Below are 23,714 nucleotides of genomic sequence, written 5' to 3'. Positions count from 1 at the left end.
CCTTGGCCGCTTGCAGCCGTCGCGCGTCGTTGGTGTACCGTTCTAGGAAAATTTTCCCAGCCGCGATCACAACGGGTTCGCGTTTTCTGCATATGATCAGCCAGCAGCTGTCGCCATCGACAGGAACAGCACCATGACCGAGGAAACCGGCCTCCCGGCCGCAGCCCGCCGTGTCGGCATCGTTGACGTGGCGGCCAAGGCCGGCGTGTCCCTGGGCACCGCGTCCAAGGCGCTCAACGGCCGCGGCAGGCTCCGTGAAGAAACACGCGCTCGCGTGCGGGCCGCGGCCGAGGAACTGGGGTTCGCCCCTAGCAACGTCGCACGCAGCCTGCTGGCCGGACGCACGTTCACCGTGGGCGTCATCACGACCGACAGCTACGGCCGTTTCAGCATCCCGGTGATGCGCGGCGCCGAGGACTCCCTGGCCGCCGGCGAGATGATCGCCTTCCTGTGCGACAGCCGCGACGATCCCATCCGTGAGCAGCACCACCTGCGCAAGCTGCTCGAACGCCGGGTCGACGGCATCATCGTCGCCGGTCGTCGCACCGATGCGCGCCGTCCCGTGGGCGACGACCTGCCCGTTCCCGTCGTATACGCCTTCGCGCCCAGCAGCGACCCGCACGACTGCAGCGTCATCAGCGACGAGCGCGGCGCCGCCCATCTCGCGGTGGAGCACCTCGTCAAGACCGGCCGCCGACGAATCGCCCACATCACTGGCCCGCAATCGCACGCTTCGGCCCGCGAGCGCGCCACCGGGATGACCGAAGCGCTGGTCGGCCACGGCCTGGAACTCATCGGCGAGTCGTTCTTCGGCAACTGGACCGAAGCCTGGGGACGCTTCGCCGCCTCCCAGCTACTGCGCACACATCCCGATGTCGACGGCGTGTTCTGCGGCAACGACGTGGTGGCCCGCGGCGTGACCGACGGGCTGCGCGAAGCCGGAATCGCCCTGCCCACGCAGATCGGCGTCGTCGGTGTCGACAACTGGGGCCTCATCGCTGAGGCGGCCCGACCCCCGCTGACGACCGTGGATCTGGCCCTGGAGGAAATCGGCCGTCGTTCTGCCGAGCTCCTGCTGGCCGCCATCGGTGGCGATCCGGCGCCGGGGACCCATGCCGTGCCCGCCCATCTGGTCGTGCGCGAATCCTGAACACCGAACGCTCCTTCGCCCGGCTGCCGCCCGGATCCACCTGTCAATCCTGCGGTAGCAGGCAACCATCGAAGGTGGCGATAGGACCGCCTACCACCGCTGCGCAGGTCACTTAGCACGCGGCCATGAGCTGAAGGCGTGGCTGAACACCTGGCCTGCCCTTCAGCAGGTGGCGTCCTGGGAGGGCATGCGAGGGTTGGCGGCCCCGGATCGTGCTGGCCTGTGCCGAGGGCGGCAGCAACGTGGCGGTGGCCGCGCGGTTTCGGCTCGGCCTCAAGACCGTGCGCCGCTGGCGCGGCCGCGGAAGTGGGCCCGTTACGCGTTCTCGGTGATCTGTGCCGGGAAGGACGCGTCACGATCGTGGCGGCACGTGACCTGCTCGGCCTCAAGCATGCCCCCGAACCCGCAGGATCTCAGCGCGCCGTGTGGGACGCGCTACGCGACTACGTCAAGGTCGTCGGCCTGTATGACGAGGAACTGCTGCCCGCCGAGTTGATCGCAGCCATCGGGGCGGCCGAGGACAGCGTCTGGGTGTGGAGCCCCTGGGTCGGTCAGCGGGTCTACGACATCCTGCCCGCCCTGAAGGCCACCTCCGACCGAGGCGTTGACGTCAGGGCCGTCGTCCTGCCGCCACGTGATAAGGAAGGACGCTACGAGCCCTCCTCGGGGAAGATGGAGCGGTTGGCCGAGATCGCTCGGGAATGCCGCGCCAATGAACAGAAGCTCCTGGTGTTCAGTTTCTTCCGTGACGCACTCGTCTTGGCCGATGCGATCTTGGGATCCGACTGCTTCGTGCTGCATGGAGACGTACGCAGTCCCGAGCGAGCTCGGCAGCTCTCGGCCTTCGAGCGTGCACCTGGCTTCGCCGCACTCGTCGCGCAGATCACCGTCGGCGGTCAGGGCTTGAACCTGCACAGCGCCTCCGTGATCGTCATCCTGGAACCGCAGGACAAGCCCAGCACGGAATGGCAGGCCGCCGGACGCGCGCACCGGATCGGCCAGACACGTCCCGTGACGGTCTACCGGCTCATCGCCCTGGACACCTTGGAGGAACGGCTCGTCCAGCGCGGGCACGTCAAAGCCGACATCTTCAACCGGGTAGCCCACCCCAGCGACCTGGCCGAAGACATCGAAGCCCATTTCGTCGGCCGGGGCGTCAACCTCGATGCACTCCTCGAAGAGGAACGACAGCGGATCCGTACCCGAAAGCCCTCCCGCCCGGACGAGCACGCTGAACCCTTGAGGTGAAGGGCGCGAGGCCCTGTCGACTCGAACCCCGCACCCTAACCCGTCTGCGCCATCATGGAGGCCCGGCTGCCGCTGGCCCCTGCCTGGAGCAGCGGCCCACCCCGTGCTCGGTCCATCTTCGCTCAGGCCCGTGAAGCCGGCACCGATCCCGCCGAGGTGTTCATCGAGGTGGCGATGCCTCGGCCGCCCATCGATTCGCAGATCACCCAGGAGGTGCGGGCCGCCTTCCGCGACGATGCCGACCCTGAGGCCCAATGTGCGGGCACCACCTTGAAGAAGGACCGCTGCACCAAGACCATCGTCAAGGGGATCGGCTCGACGCACTGCAGCGTTCACCTGACTCCCGCCGAACGCCAGCGCCGCGACGTGCTGCGCGCAGCGCAAGACCGGCAGATGCACGCCGTCCAGGATGCACTCGAGGAGCAGCGCCTCGCCTTGGCCGCCACCTGGATCAACCGTTACGGAAGCCGCCCCCACCGGCTGGACCTGCCCAGCCCGCCGAGCCGACCGCACCGCGTCGCCGCCCTTGACGGTGCCCTCGGGCTGCGGCCCGGCAAGGAGGAGCAGGCCATGCTCGCCCTGTATGACAGCGGCTGGCTGGAGCTGTGCCCGCGCGCCGCGGAAATCATCGGCGTCCTGCTGGACTGCCCGTGCGCCACCACGGCCCGCCTCGCCGAGCTCGCCGCTGGCCAGGCGCCGGATCGCTGGCCGAGCGCCGAGCAGTGGCTTGAATCGAGCATCTGGGACGGTATCCGACCGCCCATGCTTGCTCTGCCCCCCGTCGGCCATTCTCCGGACCTCGATGAGTACCCGCCTTTCCACATGCTGCGCCACCACATGGACGAGAACCTGGGCGCGTGGGAGAGGTGGAGCGCCGGATTTTCCGCCCTGGTGGAGGCCTGCGACGACCCGCCCGTGGACACCATGGCCGAACTGCTCGCCTTCTGGCAGGACGTCGGCATCCTGGTCACCTGCGGCAGCGACGGCGACCACCCTCTCTGGACCGTCGACGCCTCGCTGTCCTCGCCGTGGCGCGTGGTGTATACCAGACGGCCTCTCGTCCCCGTCCCCGCCCTCGCTGCCGCGCTCGATTGGCTACTCGAGGAAAACGTGCCCCTGGACGACGAACTCCCACCACGCGAAGTCTTCAACCTGATTGTCACCTCACCCGGGCACAACACCAACGCCGGCATCATCGCCAGCTGAGCCCCCGACGCAGCGTCGCCAAGGACCTGCTTGCAGCTGCCCTCGAACGCCCCGCCGCGCAGTGCGGATCATTCACGCGGCCGTTGCGCACAACGCCGATTATCGGCGTACGGGTTCACGTGCACAGCCGCGTACGAATGACCATCCGTACGCGGCTCCGCACCTAGACGAGTAGTTCCGAAGTCCGGTCGGGTTGTTGGTTCTGGCCCGGGACGACGGCGAGGGCGTCCAAGTCTCTCCGGCCGATCATCGTGAAAGGAAGACCTACCATCTTGGGCACGGGCGGGGTCAGCCAAGAGCAGGGCTCATAAGGTCGAGCACCAGCCGATTCCCCCAATCGTTGGTAAAGACGGCGCTCATGCCCTGGTATTGCACTCCGACGAACGGGTTGGAGTGGAACATCACGGCGACCCACTGCAACGAGCGGTCGGCGTTTAGACGGGCGAGGTAGCCGATATTCCCCATCCCGCCGCCCCCACCGGACATCCATCCTGCTCCGTCCGGTAGCGGGCTCTCGAAATATGTGTCTACCTCGTCGATGCCGTGCTCCTCAATGGCCTGGGCCACATCGAACGGCCCTCCGATACGGAAGGGAATCGGCTGCCCAGCATCCGGGTGGTACGCCCCCGGACCGTCAACATGCAACTCCAAGCCAGTGTCGTCCGGCCGGTACAGGCCATCACGGAGCGGCATCTCCCTGGCCTTCCAGAGCCCTTTGACCATTCCCATAGCCCACCCACCGTCAACTACCAAGACCAGGTGCGATCGGACGCGGCGCTGCTGATGGCCCCCAAATCGAGCGCGCCTGTTCGTCGGCAACCCTGATCACCTCGACCCGTTCACCACCTAAACGACCGAACGATGGACGGGCCTGACCTACGACCCTCGCCACAACGCTGTCGCCGTACTGCCCGCTCACCAGTGGGACGGTCACTATCATGGCGGGGCCCCAAGGCTTGGTCGCGTTGTGCCAGGCCGCACCTCAATGCGGTGGTGCGCCAGTCGGTCTCGTCCCATCGAGCAGCACGGTCGGGTACGCCGAGCCGGTGCAAAGCGTCCAGCGCATTGCTGCAGTGCACATCGATGGCCTCGACTTGATCGGCCGGAAGCGCTGCTAGTTGCTCACCGAGCGGAGTCGGCGCGGGTTCGTGCTCACCTGCCGTCGCCGCGACGAAGGCGCGGAATTCGACCGGCGACGGCAGATCACTCTCGTCGGGCAGAAACTCGCCCGACAAACGGAGCCGATCCGGATCCGCGCCGTGCAGCAGGTTGGCGAGTTCCTGTGCTTCCGCCTCCGCCAGGGGAGGATCCGGCGACGCCGGGTCCGGGAGTGGATCGATCCAGTCGAACGCGGAGGCCTGCTGTCGCACGGCTTCGACGATGTCGGCTCGCGTGCCCTCATATCCCAGGGCTGCGGTGAAAGGGAGCGTTTCGCTCTCACGCAGTTGGAAGACCTGCTCTTGGAGATGGGCACGCTGGTGGAGCGCCTGAGCCCGCTGATCATGCAGCTTGGCGATGGAGTGGCGGATCTCTTCTGCATCGCTGCTCGCCCCCCGGTCCGACAACGCCGAAATGGTCCGTACCAGCACGTCGGAGCCCTTGGCGTAGCGGTGGGAGAACTGCACGCACAGGTCCTGAAGAGCGGACGGGAGCTGGTCGCGCACGACCTTCAGGGCCTGGTCCTTCGCGCTGGTGACCAGGACGCGTTTGCCGCGTGCCAGCAACGTGGCCATGAGGTTGGCGATGGTGTGCGTCTTGCCGGTTCCGGGAGGTCCTTGAACGACGACCGCGGTGTCGTGCCGCAGGCGTTGCAGCACCGAGCGCTGGGCTGCGTTGGTGGGCAGCGGGAACAGCGGATCATCTCCGAGCAGGAAATCGGCCCGTCGGCCAGAACTGGTGTTCCACGCGATGCGTTCGTCCTTCTCCAGGTCGAAGACCAGCTGGGCGAGCCCGAGGGGAGCGGGAATGTCAGGTTTTTCCAGCGTTTCGAGGATGTGCTGGTAGCACTCGACGAGGAGATCATTGTCGCGCTCACGGATGATCAGCGCGGGCGCGACGGCGGTGATGGGGGCCTCTTCTTCCGGGTCTGGCTTGCTCCAGGTCCGGTCGAACTGGGCTGAATAGCCGAATGCCCGGGAATGCCATGGCATTCCGGCAGGCAACACATGGCCAGTCTAGGCATCAGGGATCACGGGTCGTCGTCGGCCCCGCCGCCGTGAAGTCCAGCAGCAGTTTGCCGATCGTCTCGGGCGCTTCCAGCAGGGGTAGGTGCCCGACACCGGGTAGCAGCTCGACCCGCGCGCCCGGCACCGCGTCGTATCGGCGCGCCGACGACGGCTGCCAACGGGGATCGGCAGCACCGAAGATCACCTGCACGCGGACCCCGAGGGCGGCGAGCCGCTCGGGCACGCTCCGTTCGGCGATGTAGGCGGTGTTCTGGCGCAGCACCGTCCTCATCACGCGGTAGGTGATGCCCCGTACGTCGGCGACCACGTCGTCCGGGAGGTTCACGGGGCGAACGGCCGTCGCGCTGATCCCCTTGCGGATCATCGCATCCGAACGCCTCGGCCACATGAGCGGGCCCAGCGGCGGGGCCAGCAGCACCCGAAGGATGAACGGCTGCCGGAGGAGCGCATCCGGACTCGGGCCACTACTGATCAACGTAAGCGAACCCACGAGGTCGGGACGTTGCTCGGCCAGTGCGGTGGCGACGTAGCCGCCGCTGGAGTGCCCGGCCACGGCGACGTGACGAAGCCCGAGGTCGTCCAGCAGCGCCGCCACCTGACCCGCCTGCGCGGGCACGTCATACGACGGCGCGGGCGGGGACTGGCCGCAACCCGGGAGGTCGACCCGGATGACGTGATGGTGACCGGCCAGCGCCGGGACCACCGGACCCCAGAAACCGCCCGAGGCCCCCGACCCGTGGATGAGCAACAACGGTGGCGCCTGCCGCGGGCCGTCATGGACCACGTGGATCCCATGCGAACGTTCAATGTCGTATTCACTCATGCGGAGACTATGCACGCGCGGCCGGCCGCCAGTCTTGGACATATGTTCCCGCGCAGTCGAAGACCGGCGGCCATCACCATAACGGCCGTACCGAGGTCCCGAGGCCGGAACACGGGCCCGGCGGGCTCATTCCCGCGCGGCGGGAGCCATGGAGATGTTCCAAAAGCCGGCGTAGCGGCCGCCATGGTCGAGCAGTTCGTCGTGGCTGCCTTCCTCCACGATCCGGCCGCCGTCCAGAAAGACGATGCGGTCGGCGCGCCGGACGGTCCGCATCCTATGCGCCACCATCACCACCGTCCGCCCCGCCATCAGGCGCTCGATGCCTTCGTGGATGGCCGCCTCGTTGACCGGGTCCAGCGCCGAGGTCACCTCGTCCAGCAGCACGATGGGCGCGTTCTTCAGCAGCGCCCGCGCGATCGAGACACGCTGGCGCTCACCACCTGACAGCAGTGCACCGCCCTCGCCGACCTTCGCCGCCCATCCTCCGGGCAGTCGGTCGATCACTTCGTCCAACCGCGCCGCGGTCGCCGCCGCCCGCACCTCGGCCACGCCTGCGCCGGGACGGCCCAGGCGCACGTTTTCCTCGATCGTGCCGTCGAAGAGATAGACATCCTGGAAGACGATGGCGATCCGCGCCATCAGCGCCTCGGTGCTGATCGCCCGCACGTCCACGCCTCCCACGCGCACCGCGCCGGCGTCCACGTCGTAGAAGCGCGCCAGCAGCTGCAGCAGAGTGCTCTTGCCCGCGCCGGACGGTCCGACGACCGCGAGCCGCTGTCCTTCAGGGACGGTGAGCGACACCTCGTCGAACACCGTGAGCGCTCTGTGCCGGAAGGCGACGGCGTCGAACTCCAGGCCGTGGTGCGCCGGCTGGATCGGCTCGCGAGGTTCCCGCAGCGGCTCGGTGCGCAGCACCGTCTCGAGTCTGGCCAGCTCCGAACGTGCGCCGCGCAGTTTGCCGCCCATGTCCGACAGCGACAGCAGCGGGTCGGCGCAGCGGGCGGCCAGCACCAGGATCGCCAGGATCTCCGCCGCGCCGATGTTCCCCCCGAGCGCGAGGTAGGCGCCCAGGACCAGCAGCCCGGTGAAGATCGCCTGCACGGTGACCGTCAGCCCCACGGCGCTGGGCAGCGTCGCCAGCACGGTACGGCGGGAGGCGCGCTGGGCATTCCGAAGCGAGTCGTCGAGCAGCTGGAAGCGTTCGCCGGTCCGGCCGCCGGCCCGCAGCACCGGCTGGGCCTGGAGGAACTCGATCACACGCGCGCCGGCCTCCTGGTCGCGTTCGTGACGCTCAACGTCGGCGGCGGCCGTCGCGCGTGCCGTCCAGACCTGGATCGCCGCCACGACGGGTGCGGCGAGCAACGCGGCCAGCCCCATCCGCCAGTTGAAGGCGGTCATCACGGCCACGATGGTCAGGGGCGTGACCAGGGCGGAGATGAACGGTGCCAGCAGATGCGCGGCCACGCCCATAGCTTGCAGGAGGCCACGGCCGGCCAGGGCGGACACCTCGCCGATGCGACCGGCGTTGAACCAGCCGAGGGGGAGGCGCGCCAGATGCTCGCCGAGCCGGCGATACATGCCGCGCAACATGGTGGTCCCGACCCGCATGCCGGACAAGTCGCTGATGTAGCGCAGCACGGCGTAGAGGGCGACCGCGGCCCCGAACGCGACCAGCCAGGGCACGGCATCCGCGGGTGTGCTGCCGAGCAGCGCCCGCAGCACCGGGACCAGCAGCGCGTAGGACAAACCTTCGACCACCGCGGTGATCGTCATCAGGATCACGGTGCGGCGCATCGCCCAGGCGTACTCATCTCCGAGCACACGCAGCAGCATTCGGATCATCGGGGCTCGTCTCCTCGCAGTACGCCACCGTGGGTTTTGATCTCGTCGGATTGGTGGGATCGCCAGAACGCGGCGAACCTTCCGCTTCGTGTCAGCAGGTCGGCGGGCCTGCCGCGTTCGACGATCGCTCCGTCCTCCAGCACCACGACAGTGTCAGCGTCGGCGACCGTCTCCAGCCGGTGGGCGATGACGACGATCGTGCGGTCGCCGCCCAGCATCGCCAGGGCCCGGCGGACCGCCTGTTCGGTCTGCGGGTCGGCGAAGGAGGTCGCTTCGTCCAGCACCAGCACGGGAGCGTCGGCAAGCAGCGCGCGGGCGATCGAGATCCGCTGCGCCTCGCCTCCGGACAGCTTGGCCTCTTCACCGAGCACCGTGTCGTATCCGTGCGGCAGCTGGAGGATGCGGTCGTGGATGCCGGCCAGCCGGGCGGCGCGGATTACGTCATCGCGGCCGGCCCGCGGCACCGCCAGCGCGATGTTGTCGGCGACCGAGACACGCAGCAGACGGACATCCTGGAAGACGAAGGACACCTGCCGATGCAGCTCCCGGCCGCCGATCTCGCGCAGATCGACGCCGCCGAGGAGGACCGAGCCGTGGCTGGGGTCGAAGAACCGCGGCAACAGCTGGACCAGCGTCGACTTCCCGCTTCCCGACGGTCCGACGACCGCGGTGACCGTCCCTGGCTCCAGCACCAGGTCGATGCCGCGCAGCACCTCGTGGCCGGCGTCGTAGGCGAAGCGGACGTCACGCAGCTCCACCCGGTGTCCCCGCGGCGGACGCGGGTGGGCGGGCTCGGGCAGTGGCCGGACCGCGAGCACGTCTTTGATCCGGCCGACCGCGCGGCCGGCGGCCTGCAGGTCGTCGAAGCCGTGGCCGAGCGCCGCCACCGGAGCGGTCAGCCCCAGGCCCAGCAGCAGGAACGGCAGCAGGTCCGCCGGCGCCAGGCCGCCGGAGGTGATCAGAGCCGTGCCGCCGGTCAGCACGACCAGCAGCACGAACGGCGGCGACAGCGCCAGCTGCATCCCGGCGGCGACCACCGACATGCCGCGCACCCAGCGGGAGAAGATGCTGACGAAGTCGTCGGCGGCTGTCAGGAACGTGCGGTGGGCACGCTCGCCTCCACCGAACGCCTTGACCACCGAGATGCCTTGCACGAACTCGACGACGGAACTCGCGATCCGTCCCATGGCCGCGTCGTAGGCCTCCTGCTCGCGTGTCCTGGCCGGCAGCATCAGCAGCGGGACCAGCGCTATCGCCAGCACCACCGGGATCAACGTGATCAGCGTGAGCCGCCAGTCGACAGTGAACAAGTAGATCAGCGACACCAGCGGCACCACGAACGCCGCGACGAGCTCGCCGGGGGCGTGGGCGATGAACGGATGCACGGCACTCACGTCCTCGCCCACCACCTTGGCCAGCTCACCGGTGCGGCGTCGGGAGAACCAGCCGATCGGGACGCGTCCCAGCGACGCGGCCAACTGCCGGCGCAACGTCAGTTGCACCCGGCTGTCGAGAACATGCCCGATCCCCGACGATGCGGCGGTGAACAGCAGCCGGACGAACAGGCCGGCCGCACCCGCGATCACCACAGTCCAGACGTGAGCGTGATCGATCGGGCCGGGCGACAGCAGGGCACGGCCCAGTTCGACGACCGCCAGCAAAGGGGCCAGACCCGTGAGCGCGCCGATGGCCTGCAAGATCACCACGGCCGCGAAGCTTCGCAGATGGGGACGCAACAGCCGGGTCATGCTCTGTCCCGCCGCGGAACCGGCATGCGAGTGCTTGGTCGCCCGAGCGAGGTCGCTGGTGGTGGTCATCGTTCTCCGGTCTCGTCGATCTCGTCACGACCCGGCCCGTGGCCGAGTCGATGGTGGATGAGGGGCGGCGTATACGGGGTCGGCGTATGAGAGGGCGAGGACCCGGTCGAGCTGGCCTGGCAGGCCGGCACCCAGGAGCGGCGTGACTACGCCCCTACCAGCGCGGGCACCGCCCTGCCCACCGCCCAGGCCTTCACCCGCACCCACCCGTCACGGATGCCGGACGTGGCTGACCGGGTCTGCCTGTGGCACTCCACAGACATGCAGACTGACGCCCGCCAGCGGCACGCCCTCACCGCCCTACTGGCCGCAGGCGCCCCCGTCTACGAAGACCCCGCCCTCTCCAGTCGGCGGCTCTCTCGACCGCGGCCTTCATCACGCGGCTCGATGTCGTACTCATTCATGCGGAGACTGTGCACGGGCGGTCGACTATCAGTCTTGGACAAATGTTCCCGCGGAGTCGAAGGCCGACCGTCCGCCACGTGCGGGCCGAGACGCACGCCGCGGCGAACGCGATCCTGATCGAGGCCCAGCGCGGCGTGCCGATCGTGAAGTTGTGGGGCGGCGGGCTGCTCGCCTCGGTCGACGGGCTGCGGTTCGTCGTCCCGGTCCAGACGATCAACGCCGCTCCCTCGCCGAAGTACTTCGGCTACAAACGCGGCCTCACGCTTTTGAACGCAGTCAATGATCAGGTGATGGGGATCGGGCAGATGGTCGTGCCGGGCACCCCGCGTGACTCGCTGTACATCCTGGACTGCCTGATCAACATCGACGCCGGCCCGCAGCCCGAGGTCGTCACGACCGACCAGGCGTCCGATTCTGACACGGTGTTCGGCATCTTCTCCATGCTCGGCTACCGGTTCGCGCCCCGCTTCGCAGACCTGGGCGACCAGCGGTTCTGGCGCGCCGAGCTGCCCGACGGAACGGCGCCGGCGTACGGGCCGCTGGAGGCGATCGCCCGCAACAAGATCAACCGGCAGAAGATCCACACCCAGTGGTCGGATATGACCCGGGTCGCCGGATCGCTGGTCACCAACCAGGTCCGCGCCTACGACCTGCTGCGCATGTTCGCCCGGAACGGGCGCCCGACCCCGCTCGGGCAGGCCTTCGCCGAGTACGGCCGGATCGACAAGACCCTGCACCTGCTGTCCATCCTGGACCCGATCGACGACACCTACCGCCGCAAGCTGAACAAGCAGCTCACCGTCCAGGAGTCCCGGCACCGGCTCGCCCGTAAGATCTGCCACGGCGCAGGCGGGCAGATCCGCAAGGCGTACCGCGAAGGGCAAGAAGATCAACTTGCGGCTCTGGATCTGGTCGTCAATGCGGTCGTGCTGTGGAATTCGAAGTATCTGTCGGCCGCGGTCGACCGGCTGCACGCCGACGGCGTCCCGGTCAAGGACTCCGACGCCGCCCGGCTGTCCCCGCTCGGCCACGCCCATCTCAACGTCTTGGGCCGCTACTCCATCTCCTCCTCCACGCCGGCCGAAGGACTGCGCCAGCTCGGTGAGATCCCTGACCTGCCCGACTTCCCCGACGCGGGCGACCTGGAGGAGGAAAAGGCGTAGACCTCCCGGGCTCGCGGGGGCCAACCGGCCCCGCGAGTGTGGCCCGTTCCCGGGTGTCACCCCTTCCTGCCCTTTCTGGTCAGCCTGTCTCGATGTGCAGGCAGGGGCTCCGCTGGCTGTAGCCGCCTGGCACCTCGGCTCCCACCGCGTCCCAGAAGGGAATGGCCTCGCGGAAGTGGCCACCGAGGGTGTGCCAGGACAAGCCCGGGTAGTCCGAGCGCAGTACGGCCAGGGCCGTGCGGGCCAGGCCAGAGCGCTGGAACTCTGTCTCGGTGTAGGGCTCCTCCACCCAACCCAGGCCGCATGCGCGGCAGACCTGGTAGTCGACGGCGAAGGCGAAGGCGTCCGTCGAATACGCGGCGCGGGTGCGCCAGGTGGGCCGGTTGAAGGAGGGGGTGTCGGTCCAGGGCGCGCCCTCGGGCAGCCGGTAGCGCAGGCTGCGGTAGCGGCGATACAGCCGGCGGCCGCTGAGCCGGTAGATCAGCTCGTGCCACAGATCGCGATCGGGTGCCCACGCCACCTGGTCGGCGCAGGCGGTCAGCTCGGCGATGGCCGCCCGGTCGGCGAGCGGCTCCCGCTCGATGTCCAGCAGTCCCGCAGCCGGGTCCTGCAAGTCCTTGTCGGTGATAGGGGAGGTGGCCGCGTCGTTCGGCGACGGGCCGGGATCCGTCGCGGGTGCGGCGTCGATGACGGCCAACTCCTCGATGAGGTTCTGGGCGCTGCTCTCGGCGACGGTGGGGATCGAGCCCAGCGCCATCATCGTGGTCTCGTGCCGGCAGGAGGCGACCACACGCCGGCGTGCCTGATCGTCACGATGTCCGCCGGCGCCTTCGACCATGGCGGCCGCCAGGGTGCACAGGTCGACCGCGCGAGACCAATCCTGTGCGCGTTGCGGGCTGTCTGGGGCTCGGCGGGCCGCTTCAGCTTCGCATTCGCGGGCTGCGGCCAGCAGCCGGGCGTGGTCACCGTCGCAGTCCACCAGGACGTTCATCGCGTAGCCCTGCTGCCAGGCCAGGGACCGGGGGACGAAGTGCGGTTCGGCAGCGGTCCCCACGTTGAGCTCGGCGGGGCCGGGGTCGTTCTCGTACAACAGGCAGTTCCTGGCATAGACCCATGCTTCAAAGGCGTCTTGCTCGACCGGGGTGCGCTGTCTGGTCACGGCACAAGCCCTTCAGGCCACACGGTGGAGTTGGCTTTCACCGTAGCTGGCGAGTCCGACGGTTTCTCCTGTCTACGGCCTGCCGGGGGCTGACGTTCTGGATCGGTATGTCTCGGCTGCTATGGGACGCCCAGGGCTGGACCCGGCCCCCCGGGGGGATGTGTTCAGGGGCCCGCGCAGTACGCGCGGGCCCCTGAATCGCGGCTGGGGCTGCTGCGGTTATGCGGTGGCGGGCTGGAGAACTTCGATCTCGATCGCGAGCACGCCGAGCGCTTCCTTCTCCGGGCCGTAGATGCGGGTTGGCCAGCTGCTGTTCGCGAGGGCTGTCGGGGTTGACGTTGGCCGGTCCTTCGATATCGAGCATCTCCTCGAAGGAGGCGTAGCGGGCCACGCGCTTGACGCGGGTCAGGGCGTCGTCGCGGTGGCTATGAAGGTGGATCCGAGAGCCATGTGTCGGTCGGTTTGAGAGCCACTTGCTGATCAACTGCCTTGGGTGTTGGTGAAAACGAGAGCCATGCCCGTGGGTCTGGGGCATGGCTCTCGTGACGCTGTGTGAGGGATGGGCCGGAATATGCCAGAAACCTGCCGCGAGGGTCAGTCTCCAGCACCGTGGCCAGGGCAGATGATCCGATAACGCTGCCGCGAGAACGGGGTTTGTGACGGACCTTGTGAGCCATCGCCGCATTTCAGAGGCACACCCGCGCTGTTCTGCCAGCGGTGAACTCTGCCAGCGGTGAACACCGGCCCGACCGGGCTCGACGATCACTACAGTCCAGTCTCATGACGACAGTGACAACCCGCACGGTCGAGTACCCGGCCGACGGCTTGACGATGATCGGGCATCTTGCGTTGCCCTCCGGCACCGGGCGCCGCCCCGCGGTGCTGCTCGGACCAGAGGGCCCAGGGCTCAGCGACGTCGAGCGCCGCCGAGCCGATGCGCTCGCCGAGTTGGGATACGTGGCGCTGGCCTTCGACCTCCACGGCGGGCGCTTGCTCACCGACCCCGAGGAGATGCTGGCCCGTTGCATGCCGCTGCTCTCCGACCCCGACCGGATGCGGGGCATCGGCCACGCGGCGCTCGACGTGCTGCGCGCCGAACCGCGGACCGACCCCGACCGGATCGCCGCCGTCGGCTACGGCACCGGGGGCGCCATCGGGCTGGAACTCGGGCGCGACGGCGTCGACCTCCGCGCCATCGGGACAGTCAACGCACTGACCACGGGCCGACCGGGCGAGGCGGCGCGCATTCGCTGCCCGGTGTGGGCCGGGGTCGGGTCGGAAGACCCGATCATGCCGCCCGCGCAACGGGACGCGTTCACCGCCGAGATGCAGGCCGCGGGCGTCGACTGGCGCCTCGTGGTCTACGGCGGCGCCTTGCACGCCTTCCACCACCCGCCGGTCGACCACACCGTGGTCCCCGGCGTCGGCTACCACCCACGGCACGCGCAGCGAGCCTGGCGCGACGTCGTCGACCTGCTCGCCGAGTGCCTGCCCAACGGCTGACCACCACGCTGTGTGACTTTTGCAGCTCCAGGGCGCGTGAACACACGACACTTGATTACGCGAGGTCGCCAGTTTTGCCCCCTACAGATACGGGGTTGAGGAACAGCGGTACAGCCATAAGCGCTGAGAACGATCTTGATTGCTGATTGGGGCTCTGCCTTCGCCGTTGATCTTGTGCGGAATTGAACGTTTCTGAGACATCCCTATGGACGCCGCGCTTTCGCACCTGCGGTCACGTGATCATGTCTCATAATCCGCGTGCGGAAACTATGAATCAATAGCTCTCCGCGTCGCCGTTTATGAGACACTTAGGCGGTGAGCAGGATCGGCTACGGGCGGGTGTCCACCCGCGACCAGAACCCCGATAGCCAACGCGATGCCCTCACGACAGCAGGCTGTGACCGGATCTTCGTCGACAAGGCCTCAGGGAAGATCGACCGCCGTCCCGAGCTCGACAAGGCGCTGGACTACCTCCGGCCCGGTGACACCTTCGTCATCACTCGCCTTTCCCGGGCGGCCCGTTCGCTGCGCCATCTGCTGGACCTGGCGGCCCAGCTCGGCGCGCGCGAGGTCGATCTCCTGGTACTGAAACAGGGCATCGACACCTCGACACCGTCGGGGCGGCTGCAGTTCCACATGTTCGGCGCGTTCGACGAGTTCCTCCGCGAGCTCATCGTGGAGGGCACCCTTGAAGGGCTGGCTTCGGCCCGGGCACGCGGCCGCGTCGGCGGACGTCCCCCCGCCCTGGATGAGCACGGCGTGGAGATGGCCCGCGCGCTGTACGAGGTGAAGGGCGAGGACGGTAAGCGGCGCTACACCGTCCAGCAGATCGCCGACCGGCTCGGCGTCAGTCGTGCCACGATCTACCGCCACCTTGACCCCGACAAGCCGGTCTCGGCGTAGGAGGAGCACGGTGCTGCCCCCCCATCACCTACTACGGCGGCAAGGCCAAGCTCGCCGAGCAAATCGCCGTCATGCTGCGCGAGCACACCCACTACGTCGAATCACGCTCCGGCCCAACCCACGTCACCCGTCCCCCGAAAACAAGACGAACCAGAACCGCGCCACGAGAGAAGAGTCCCAGCTCAGAGGTTAAGAGGGGCTGTTGAGGCTTGGCTGCAAGGGAGCCGCTATGTCGCCCGGGCCGCCTACAGATCAACACGTCCGTCGGCCGAGAAGAGCCACCGAACACCACACAGGATTAGCCGAAGTCACCTCAAAGAGATTGACGGGTAACCGCACCAGTTCGTACTCGGTGCCCATCTCCGGGAAGCAGAGGCGAAGCGCCGCTGGCCTCAGCGCTGGCCTGGGTCGGTGACCGATCGGCTCAGCGGCGGATGCGGTAGCGGATGTGGGTGGCCTCCGGTGTGTCGATCACCTGAACGATCTCCAGTTCGATCTCCGACGGCAAGACGTCGAACAGCCGGCGGCCGGCGCCCAGCAGCACCGGGATGTGATGGATCTGCACCTCATCCAGTACCCCGGCCTCGAGTGCCTGTTGCACCGTGTAGGCGCCGCCACGCACCTGGACGTCCCGGCCCCCGGCGGCGGCCTTCGCCTGCGCCATCGCGCTTTCGATCCCGTCGTTCACATATGTCACCAGCGGATGACCCCAACGGGCGGCCGGGCTGGGCGGCCGGTGACTGGGGACGAAGATCGGGAGACCGTCGTGATCGCCTCCCCAGTGATCCATGAGTTCGGCGGTCCGCCGCCCTGCGAGGACCGCACCGGCCGCCTTCCATTCGCCTTGGAACTGCTGGATCGGCCCAGACGACGGACCGGCCTGCGGGCCCGCGTCAGCCCACTTGTGCAGCCGCTCGCCATCGTCGCCACCGAGATAGTCGTTGGGATCGGCGACGTACCCGTCGAGCGACATTGACATGTCGAGCACTGATTTGGACATAGTCCGCTCCTTGTCTGCGACGGTGCAACTCCTCAACCACGCCGCCTGCTCCCGAGTTCGGCGACTAACTGTGTCTCCATAACACTGTGTACCATAGATACAGTTTTTAGGGTGGGCAAGTGGGAGGCTGCGATGTCGGCTAACGAGGATCCGATGGCACTGGCCGAACTGTTGTGGGGCCTGCGGAAGCCGCGCACCAGGGGCCCCAGGCCCGCCTTCGACCTCGCCCAGGTGGCCGACGCCGCTGTCAAGGTCGCCGATACCGAGGGACTGGAGGCGGTCTCGATGCATCGGGTAGCCGCCGAGCTCGGCCTCACCAAAATGGCCCTGTACCGCTATGTCAACGGCAAATCTGAGCTGAGTGCAATCATGATCGAGGCGGCGGTCGGCACACCCCCCGACTTGAGCGGCGTGACCAGCTGGCGGACCAAGCTGGAAGAGTACGCCCGCCAACTGTCCGCCGCCTGGCGACGCCACCCCTGGCTGCCGTCGATCACCGTGGGCGACCGCGTCATGGGTCCATGCGAAACTGGATGGCCCGAAAGAGCCCTCAGCGCTCTGGCCGACACGCCCCTGACCGAACGCGAACGGCTGGACGCGGTCATGCTGGTCTCCCACCACATCCGCGCCACCCACCCAGCCGCCACCCAAGGCACTCAGACCTGGACGGACGGCAGCGCCGCCCCCATCATGCGCGACCTGCTACTCCGCAACGCCGACCGTTTCCCGCTGCTGGCCACCACCATGGCCATCCCCTCGGCCACCACGACCCAGGAGTTCGGCCTGCACACCCTCCTCGACGGCCTCGAACACACCATCACCCAACGCACTCGAAACAGCGGCGACGAATCAGCAGCTTCGAGTCCAGCTCCTCTGTAAGGAGCAGCGGCGCCCGACCGGGATGGATGGAGTGGTGCGGTCGCTAAGCTTGTTGTCGGACAACGACGGGGGCCTGAACTACTGCGTTCCGCTCGGGGACGCGCGGGAACCGATGATGATCGCTATCAGAACTCCTCATTTCTGAGAACACGAAAAATAGCGATGATTACACAGTGCTACTTTGGGACTGGTCGCGCCGACCCGAGTGGTGGGCCCAGTAGCTGCCGGTGGAACGACGGGGGCGGACTCGAAGCCACGTCATGGGCCTGCTGGGCGGCCTGCTCGGGGCCCTGGGGGTCTTATTGGTCGGTGTCGTCGCTCTCAGCTCGGGCTGGATCGCGCAGGGGCCGCAGCCCGTCTGTGGGCTGGGATGCGGTGAAGCTATATCGGCCCAGGGCGTTGATGTGCTTGTGCCCCAGCGGAGAGAGCCGGGCGACGTCCTCATCCAGGACCTGGCGATCCTTGGGCGGGCGGGAGCGCAGGTGGGTAACGGCGGCGTCCTGGTAGCGGGTGTTCTGGCGCATGATGACCAAGCTCGCGCCGGTCTACCGGACCTACGAGGCCAGGAGTCGCAGGCAGATCCCCGTGGTCCTCCTAGAGCGCATCTGACCGAACCGGGCAGACGGCATCCACCCCCGCGCCGGCTCGTGGCCCACCAGCCGCCATGGCTTGTCCTCGACGTCCTCTGCTGTGTACGGATCACGCAGATCAAGGATCGCGCCGGGGCGACCTCCGGCAGCAGAAAGCTGTAGGCGCCATGCACACCAGCGAACGCGGTTTGATCGTCTGCGATAAGCCCGTCTCTGCGGCCATCGCTCGGTGCGCCGTTCGTCGAGGCCCACCATTCGGGTCCGTGCCACCAGAGGTCTAAAAGTAGCTCTGTAATCACGTCCACGGAGCGTGCCTTCAGGGGTCGTTCAGGTATGTTTCACAAGCGAACGCCTATGAAACAGCCGCATGCGGACGGCTGTCCCGCGGCGGGGCCGCGGCGCCCCCCAGGACGGGACAGACGTGTCGTCCACGGCAGTCGCGGTCGGACGCGCCGTTGACGTGCCTGGCCGCGGCTTCGGTGATGCCGTCGCCTGGGATTGCTGCGGCAGTCAGCCGAGGTAGAAGTCCTTGCGGGCGGCGACGAACTCCTCGACGGTCAGGGGCCGTTTCCCGGTGATGCGTTCGACGTCGGTGGTCGCTCTGTCGTAACGGTTCGCGTGGTGCAGTTGTGCCATGGTCGCGATGTGCTGCTCGGTGTGCTGTGGCAGACCCGCCTTGGCGAGTACCTCGGTGCGCCACTGTTGCAGGGGGACGTCCCGGTAGGTGACCGTGCGGCCGAGCGCTTTGGAGAATTCCTGGGCTACTTCGGTCATGTCGAGTGTTCGTGGTCCGGTCAGCTCGTACACCTTGCCGGCATGGTCGCCGGGATCGCGCAGGATGGTCGCGGCCACCTGGGCGACGTCGTCGGCGGCGACTGGCGAGGTGCGTCCGGTGCCGAACGGCAGCGCCAGCGTACCGTTCTCGCGGATCGACCGCGCCGCGAGGGCGGTGAACAGCGGGTTGTCGAGGAAGGTCGTCGGGCGTACGTGCACCACGGGCAGGCCTGACCAGTCCAGCACCTGCTCGGCCAGCCAGTGCAGCCGTTGCTGGTGGGATTCGGTGGTGCTGGTGGCGGTCATCTGCGACACCGTCATCTGCGACATGTCCACCAGCAGGTCGAGTTCGCCGTGTGCCTTCGCGACGGTGGCCATGATGGTCGCCGCGAGCAGGTGGTCCGGGGACACGCTGAGCCCGAAGTACGTCCGTCGGACGCCGTCGAGCGCGGCCGCCACCGTTTCGGCCCGGGTCAGGTCCCCGGTGACGACCTCGGCGCCCAGTGCCCGCACCTCGGCCGCGCGGTGGTCCTCGCGGCGGATCAGAACGCGGACCGGCACGTTCTGCGCGCGCAGCCGCTCGGTGACGAGGCGGCCCACGCCGCCGACGCCGGTGACGAGAACGAGGTCGTGATCAGTCATCGGTGGGTTTCCTTTCAGAGGGTGTTCGCCGCGGCCAGGCCCGGTCGCGGCACGGGTGGTAGTGCGTCCTGGTGCGCGCCGTCGCCGCTCGGGATCTCCGCCGAGCCGCCGATGGTCTCGACCAACGGCCGGCCGCACTCGTGGGGGTGGGTGTGGTGTTCAGGACCTGCGGGGCGCCGGTGATGGCTGTGTCAGCGGAGGAAGAAGTTGAGGAGGGCATCGGTGCGCTTGTTGAAGGGGGCGCGCAGCAGGCGGGCGGCGTTCCAGCGTCCTTGTGTGTAGATGCCCTTGGGGTGGCTAAGGGTACGGAAGCCTTCGATGCCGTGGTATTTGCCCATACCGCTGGCGCCGACGCCGCCGAAGGGCAGGTCATCCTGCGCGACGTGCATGAGGGTGCCGTTGATGGTGACGTTGCCGGAGGTGGTGCGGTCGAGGACCTTGCGCCGGTCGGGGCCGTCGTCGCCGAAGTAGTAGAGCGCGAGCGGCCGGGGTCGTGCGTTGACGTAGTCGATGGCGTCGTCGATGTCGCGGTAGCCGAAGATCGGCAGGATGGGGCCGAAGATCTCTTCGTGGGCGATGCGCATGTCGTCGGTGACGCCGAGCACGACAGTGGGTGCGAGGGTGTGCGGGCGGCGGGCCGCGTCGCCCGGCCGGTGTCCGACCTCGATGACCTGGGCCCCGTGAGCGCGGGCGTCGTCGATCAGGCCGGTGAGGATCTGGTACTGCTTGTCATCGACGATGGAGGTGTAGTTGTCGCTGGTCGGGCCGTCGGGGTAGGCAGCCTTGACCAGTCTGTCGTAGGCGGTGATGAAGGCGTCGATCTCGGATTCGTGTACCAGGGCGTAGTCGGGGGCGATGCAGGTCTGCCCGCCGGACAGCAGTTTGCCGAAGACGATGTCGGCGACGGCTTGATCCGTTACGTGTCCCTTGGCCACGATGGTCGGGGATTTGCCGCCGAGTTCGAGGGTGACGGGGACGAGGTTGTCGCTGGCGGCCTTCATCACGGCCCGGCCGACTTCGGTACTGCCGGTGAAGACGAGATGGTCGAACGGCAAGGAGGAGAACGCGGAGCCGTCGCCGCTGACCATGGTGACCTGCTCCGGCGGGAACAGTTCGGCGATCATCGACGCGAGCACCGTGTTCGTCGCCGGGGTCAGCTTCGACGGTTTGAGCATGACGCGGTTGCCGGCGGCGATCGCGGTGACGACGGGCATCAGCGACAGGTTGACGGGGTAGTTCCATGGCGAGATGACGCCGACCACGCCGAGCGGCTGGTACTCGATGTGGTTGCTGCCGAAACGCAGCAGCAGGTCGATGTGGCGGCGGGTCGGGCGCATGAACCGGCGAAGGTTGCGCTGCAGGTAGTCGATGCCCTGTACGACGCCCACGATCTCCATCATCGCGGTCTCGTGTCGCGAGCGATGTCCGAAGTCGGTGTTGATCGCCTCCTCGAGGGCGCCGCGCCGGGCGATCAGCGCCGCCTTGAACCTGGCCAGGTCGCCGCGCCGCGCCGCCAGCGACGGCGCGCCGTCGCGCAGGTAGGCGGCACGCTGAACCTGCAGGATGTGCTGGAAGCGCTCGGCGTCGGTGGGCTGGGTGGTGACGTCGGTGGTGGTCATGACGGTGCTCCTTAGCTGGTCGATGAGCCTGGCCGAGCAGGCCGGCGATGTGGGTTTGGTGCGGATGGCGGCGGGCTGGGGGTGTCGGCTTCCTCAGCGGTTGGTGCGGGCGGCGGCGGCCGGCTGGGTGTGCTGGCGGCGGGCCATCCAGCCCATGAGCCGGACCATCGTGCGGCGGGGCAGGAGCTTGCTGGCGACGGCGAGCGGGCGGCCGTTGGTGATCATCGACGGGGGTGCGGAGCGGCGGTCGAGCGTGTCGAGGGCGATCGTGACGACATGCTCGGGGGTGGCCCGCTTCGTGCCGTAGTCGGCGGACTGGCTGCCGGCGACGTCGTAGAACTCGGTGCGGGTGGCGCCGGGGCACACGGCCAGCACGCGCAGGCCGGTGCCGTGGGTCTCCTCCCACAGTGATTCGGTGAAGCTGAGGACGAAGGCCTTGGTGGCGCCGTAGACGCTCATGTAAGGGGTGGGCTGGAAGCCCAGCAGGCTGGCGACGTTGATCAGGACGCCGGTGTCGGTGGCGGTCAGCGGGTCGATGTAGGCGCGGCTGAGGTCGACCAGTGCGCTGATGTTCAGCGCGATCATGCTTTGCAGGCGGTCGGAGTCCTCGTCGGTGAACGCGTCGTGGGTGCCGAAGCCGGCGTTGTTGACCAGCCCGGTGGCGTAGATGCCGCGGGACTCGAGTTCGGCGCGCAGCCTGCGGCCGGCGTCGGGCAGGCCGAGGTCGCGGGCGACGGCGGTCACCGTAACGCCGTGCGCTCGGGTGAGCTCGGCGGCCAAGCTCTCAAGCCGGTCCGCCCGGCGGGCCACCAGCACGAGGTTGGCGCCGCGGCGGGCGAGCTGGCGGGCGAATTCGGCGCCGAGGCCGGAGCTGGCGCCGGTGACGATGACGGTCTGGCGGCGGTAGTCGATTTTGCTCATGGCATTCACTCTACGCACGTGTTTGCACTGCGTGCAAGTCGCTGCATTGTGTGAGATGAAGTACCATCGGTGCATGGCTCGGAAACCGACACCTCTTCGGGAACAGACCCGCTCCGTGGTCCGCTCACTGCTGGCCCGGACCGCCATCGAGCTGTTCGCCGACAAGGGCTACGACAACACAACCCTCGAAGAGGTCGCCGCCGCCGCGGGCGTCTCCCGGCGGACCCTGTTCAACTACTTCCGCAACAAGGAAGACCTCGCGCTCAGCAGCCTGGCCGAACAGGGTGAACTGATCGCCGCGCGCCTCGCCGAGCGCCCCGCCGACGAGGATGCCTGGGCGGCGCTGCGTGCGGCGTTCCAGGTGCTCGAGGAGATCGACATGACAGCCGAAGGGCGCCTGGAGTTCATCACGCTGCTGTTCGGCAACGATTCCCTACGCGCCGGACACGCCGAGAAGCAAGCCCGCTGGCAAGACCTGTTCGCACCGCTGATCGAGCCGCGGCTGCCCGACTCCGACCGCCGCACCCTGCAAGCCCGCGCGATCGCGGCCGCGGCGATCATCTGCCTGCAGGCAGCCAACGAGGAATGGGTTCGCCTGGGCGGACAGGTCGACCTGTTCGACCTCTACGACACCGCCGTACAGGCCATCCGCCGGCCCACCTGAAACCGCCGCATCCAGCTCCACCACGCCTCCAGCCCGCCACCGCATAACGCAGGAAACCCCACAACGGATCAGGGCCCGCGCACCGTGCGGGCCCTGATCGCGCCCCGGGGTGTGCCGCAGCGTGCAGACCACTTCGCGCATCCGTGCAGACGACTTGGGCAACCGACATCTCAGAGTGGAGGCGTCCAGGGCCAACGCCGTTTCATGAGTCGGTGCAAACGGGTGGCTGTCTGAAACACTCCTATGAAACCATCTCGGGATGCACGACGACGACTTCCTCCGCGTGGAGGCCCACGACTGCCCGATGAGCTCCTGCGCCGCCCCCGCCGGCTCGCCCTGCCGGACCGGCAAGGGCAAGGTGGCCGTCCAGTACCACGCCGCCCGCTTCCGGCTCGTGCCCGCGCTCGCCAAGGCGCTCAACGTCCCCATCCCGGCCCTCCGCAAGCCGGGCACGGCCTGGATCGAGCTGCCACGCCCGGCCGCGGCCGACGCCGAGCCGGCCGGGCACGTGCGGATCGGCTACGCCCGCGCCTCCACCATCCGTCAGTCCCTCGACAGCCAGCTCGACGCGCTCCAGGCCGCCGGCGTCACCCGCGTCTTCGCCGAGAAGATCTCCACCCGCGCCACCATCCGCCCCGAGCTCGACAAGGCCGTCAGCCTGGCCAGGGAACTGCGCGCGGCCGGGGTGGCGGTCACACTCGTGGTGCACGAGCACAAGCGGCTCGGCCGCGGCCTCGATCTGGCCGCCCTGGCCGAGCAGCTGCGCGCCGCCGGCATCGCTCTGGAGTTCCTCACCGGCGAGCTGCAGGGCTCCCATGATCCCTCGGGCGTGGTGTTCACCGTGCTCGCGGCCCTGTCCGGGATGGAACGCGAGTACATCCGCGACCGCACCCTGGAAGGCCACGAATCCGCCCGCGCCCGCGGCAAGGCCATCGGCGGCGCCGCCGTCACCGACGAGCACATGCTGTCCATGGCCCTGCACCTGCGCGGTCAGAACCTCAGCCTGCGCGACATCGCCGCCCGGCTTGTCATCACCAGCGGCGCGAAGAAGGGCCGTCACCCCTCGGCGGCGACCGTCCTGCGCATGCTCCGCGACCACGACGCCAGCGTCGGCGCGCCGGGCGCGGCGGCCCGGTGAGTTCGCCCGTTGTCCCGGCCCGCCCACTCCCGGCAGGGGACGATGGGACACATGCCGGAGCGAAGCGAGCCGATGTACCCGG

Annotated in this window: 18 protein-coding genes and 3 pseudogenes; 10 read left to right on the top strand and 11 right to left on the bottom strand. The window is 68.4% G+C overall.

All coding sequences use genetic code 11. The annotated features are described in order from the left end of the window. The first annotated feature begins 133 nt into the window (after positions 1-133). The 4 genes and pseudogenes from AB0L53_RS41865 (at position 134) to AB0L53_RS41850 (ending at position 3,604) form a co-directional block, all read left to right on the top strand. Positions 134-1,150, top strand: a complete 1,017-nt coding sequence (locus tag AB0L53_RS41865) for a LacI family DNA-binding transcriptional regulator (RefSeq protein ID WP_364006816.1) — start codon at positions 134-136, stop codon at positions 1,148-1,150. A gap of 200 nt (positions 1,151-1,350) precedes the next feature. Further along, a pseudogene (locus AB0L53_RS41860) lies at positions 1,351-1,452 on the top strand (helix-turn-helix domain-containing protein); the annotation flags it as partial. A 58-nt stretch (positions 1,453-1,510) separates the two neighbouring features. Then, the gene (locus tag AB0L53_RS41855; RefSeq protein WP_364006813.1) at positions 1,511-2,398 is read left to right on the top strand and encodes a helicase-related protein; all 888 of its coding nucleotides are present in this window, start codon (positions 1,511-1,513) and stop codon (positions 2,396-2,398) included. A gap of 54 nt (positions 2,399-2,452) precedes the next feature. Then, positions 2,453-3,604, top strand: coding sequence for a hypothetical protein (locus AB0L53_RS41850; protein ID WP_364006810.1), 1,152 nt, complete (start codon positions 2,453-2,455; stop codon positions 3,602-3,604). 288 nt (positions 3,605-3,892) lie between these two features. On the opposite strand, the gene AB0L53_RS41845 is transcribed toward AB0L53_RS41850, so the two are convergent. From AB0L53_RS41845 to AB0L53_RS41825, 5 genes are all read right to left on the bottom strand, one after another. Then, positions 3,893-4,333 carry a hypothetical protein gene (locus AB0L53_RS41845; RefSeq protein ID WP_364006807.1) on the bottom strand — a complete coding sequence of 147 codons (441 nt, stop codon included), beginning with the start codon at positions 4,331-4,333 and terminating at the stop codon, positions 3,893-3,895. Positions 4,334-4,443: 110 nt separating this feature from the next. Continuing rightward, positions 4,444-5,769 (bottom strand): AAA domain-containing protein, encoded by a 1,326-nt coding sequence (locus AB0L53_RS41840; RefSeq protein ID WP_364006804.1) that lies wholly within the window; start codon positions 5,767-5,769, stop codon positions 4,444-4,446. A 16-nt stretch (positions 5,770-5,785) separates the two neighbouring features. Next, a complete protein-coding gene (locus tag AB0L53_RS41835) occupies positions 5,786-6,613 on the bottom strand; it encodes an alpha/beta hydrolase (RefSeq protein ID WP_364006801.1) in 828 nt (275 codons plus the stop codon). A gap of 126 nt (positions 6,614-6,739) precedes the next feature. Next, complete coding sequence (locus AB0L53_RS41830; RefSeq protein WP_364006798.1) at positions 6,740-8,455, bottom strand: ABC transporter ATP-binding protein; 1,716 nt, start codon at positions 8,453-8,455, stop codon at positions 6,740-6,742. Next, positions 8,452-10,272, bottom strand: a complete 1,821-nt coding sequence (locus tag AB0L53_RS41825) for an ABC transporter ATP-binding protein (protein ID WP_364006796.1) — start codon at positions 10,270-10,272, stop codon at positions 8,452-8,454. Before AB0L53_RS41825 ends, AB0L53_RS41830 begins: the two co-directional genes overlap by 4 nt. Positions 10,273-10,754: 482 nt before the next feature. On the opposite strand from AB0L53_RS41825, the pseudogene AB0L53_RS41820 reads away from it, so the two are divergent. Then, positions 10,755-11,840 (top strand): annotated as a pseudogene (locus tag AB0L53_RS41820) (transposase); the annotation flags it as partial. A 79-nt stretch (positions 11,841-11,919) separates the two neighbouring features. Here AB0L53_RS41820 and AB0L53_RS41815 read toward each other — a convergent pair. Continuing rightward, a complete protein-coding gene (locus AB0L53_RS41815; protein ID WP_364006793.1) occupies positions 11,920-12,999 on the bottom strand; it encodes a hypothetical protein in 1,080 nt (359 codons plus the stop codon). Positions 13,000-13,779: 780 nt separating this feature from the next. Here AB0L53_RS41815 and AB0L53_RS41810 point away from each other — a divergent pair. Together AB0L53_RS41810 and AB0L53_RS41805 are read left to right on the top strand one after the other, a co-directional pair. Then, positions 13,780-14,502 (top strand): dienelactone hydrolase family protein, encoded by a 723-nt coding sequence (locus AB0L53_RS41810; RefSeq protein WP_364006790.1) that lies wholly within the window; start codon positions 13,780-13,782, stop codon positions 14,500-14,502. Positions 14,503-14,817: 315 nt separating this feature from the next. Then, positions 14,818-15,405, top strand: a complete 588-nt coding sequence (locus AB0L53_RS41805; RefSeq protein WP_364006787.1) for a recombinase family protein — start codon at positions 14,818-14,820, stop codon at positions 15,403-15,405. A 424-nt stretch (positions 15,406-15,829) separates the two neighbouring features. Here AB0L53_RS41805 and AB0L53_RS41800 read toward each other — a convergent pair whose 3' ends face one another. Beyond that, positions 15,830-16,405, bottom strand: coding sequence for a dihydrofolate reductase family protein (locus AB0L53_RS41800; RefSeq protein ID WP_364006784.1), 576 nt, complete (start codon positions 16,403-16,405; stop codon positions 15,830-15,832). 132 nt (positions 16,406-16,537) lie between these two features. Here AB0L53_RS41800 and AB0L53_RS41795 point away from each other — a divergent pair, with 132 nt between their 5' ends. Beyond that, a complete protein-coding gene (locus tag AB0L53_RS41795; protein ID WP_364006781.1) occupies positions 16,538-17,284 on the top strand; it encodes a TetR/AcrR family transcriptional regulator in 747 nt (248 codons plus the stop codon). A 299-nt stretch (positions 17,285-17,583) separates the two neighbouring features. Here AB0L53_RS41795 and AB0L53_RS41790 read toward each other — a convergent pair. From AB0L53_RS41790 to AB0L53_RS41775, 4 genes and pseudogenes are all read right to left on the bottom strand, one after another. After that, positions 17,584-17,811: pseudogene (locus tag AB0L53_RS41790) on the bottom strand (Tn3 family transposase); the annotation flags it as partial. 573 nt (positions 17,812-18,384) lie between these two features. Continuing rightward, entirely contained in the window at positions 18,385-19,290 is a 906-nt protein-coding gene (locus AB0L53_RS41785; protein ID WP_364006778.1) for an NAD(P)H-binding protein, read from the bottom strand. 191 nt (positions 19,291-19,481) lie between these two features. Then, positions 19,482-20,909, bottom strand: coding sequence for a coniferyl aldehyde dehydrogenase (locus AB0L53_RS41780; RefSeq protein ID WP_364006775.1), 1,428 nt, complete (start codon positions 20,907-20,909; stop codon positions 19,482-19,484). Between the two features lie 93 nt (positions 20,910-21,002). Further along, the gene (locus AB0L53_RS41775) at positions 21,003-21,830 is read right to left on the bottom strand and encodes an SDR family oxidoreductase (RefSeq protein ID WP_364006772.1); all 828 of its coding nucleotides are present in this window, start codon (positions 21,828-21,830) and stop codon (positions 21,003-21,005) included. Between the two features lie 73 nt (positions 21,831-21,903). Here AB0L53_RS41775 and AB0L53_RS41770 point away from each other — a divergent pair, with 73 nt between their 5' ends. Next, a complete protein-coding gene (locus AB0L53_RS41770) occupies positions 21,904-22,494 on the top strand; it encodes a helix-turn-helix domain-containing protein (protein WP_364006769.1) in 591 nt (196 codons plus the stop codon). A gap of 259 nt (positions 22,495-22,753) precedes the next feature. After that, on the top strand, positions 22,754-23,632 hold the full coding sequence (locus AB0L53_RS41765) for a recombinase family protein (protein WP_364006766.1): 879 nt from the start codon (positions 22,754-22,756) through the stop codon (positions 23,630-23,632). The last annotated feature ends 82 nt before the right edge of the window (positions 23,633-23,714 follow it).

The organism is Nonomuraea sp. NPDC052129, assembly GCF_040680095.1.
Taxonomy (GTDB): Bacteria; Actinomycetota; Actinomycetes; order Streptosporangiales; family Streptosporangiaceae; genus Nonomuraea.
Note: the sequence above shows the minus strand (reverse complement) of the source record. Positions and strands in the feature narration are given on the sequence as shown.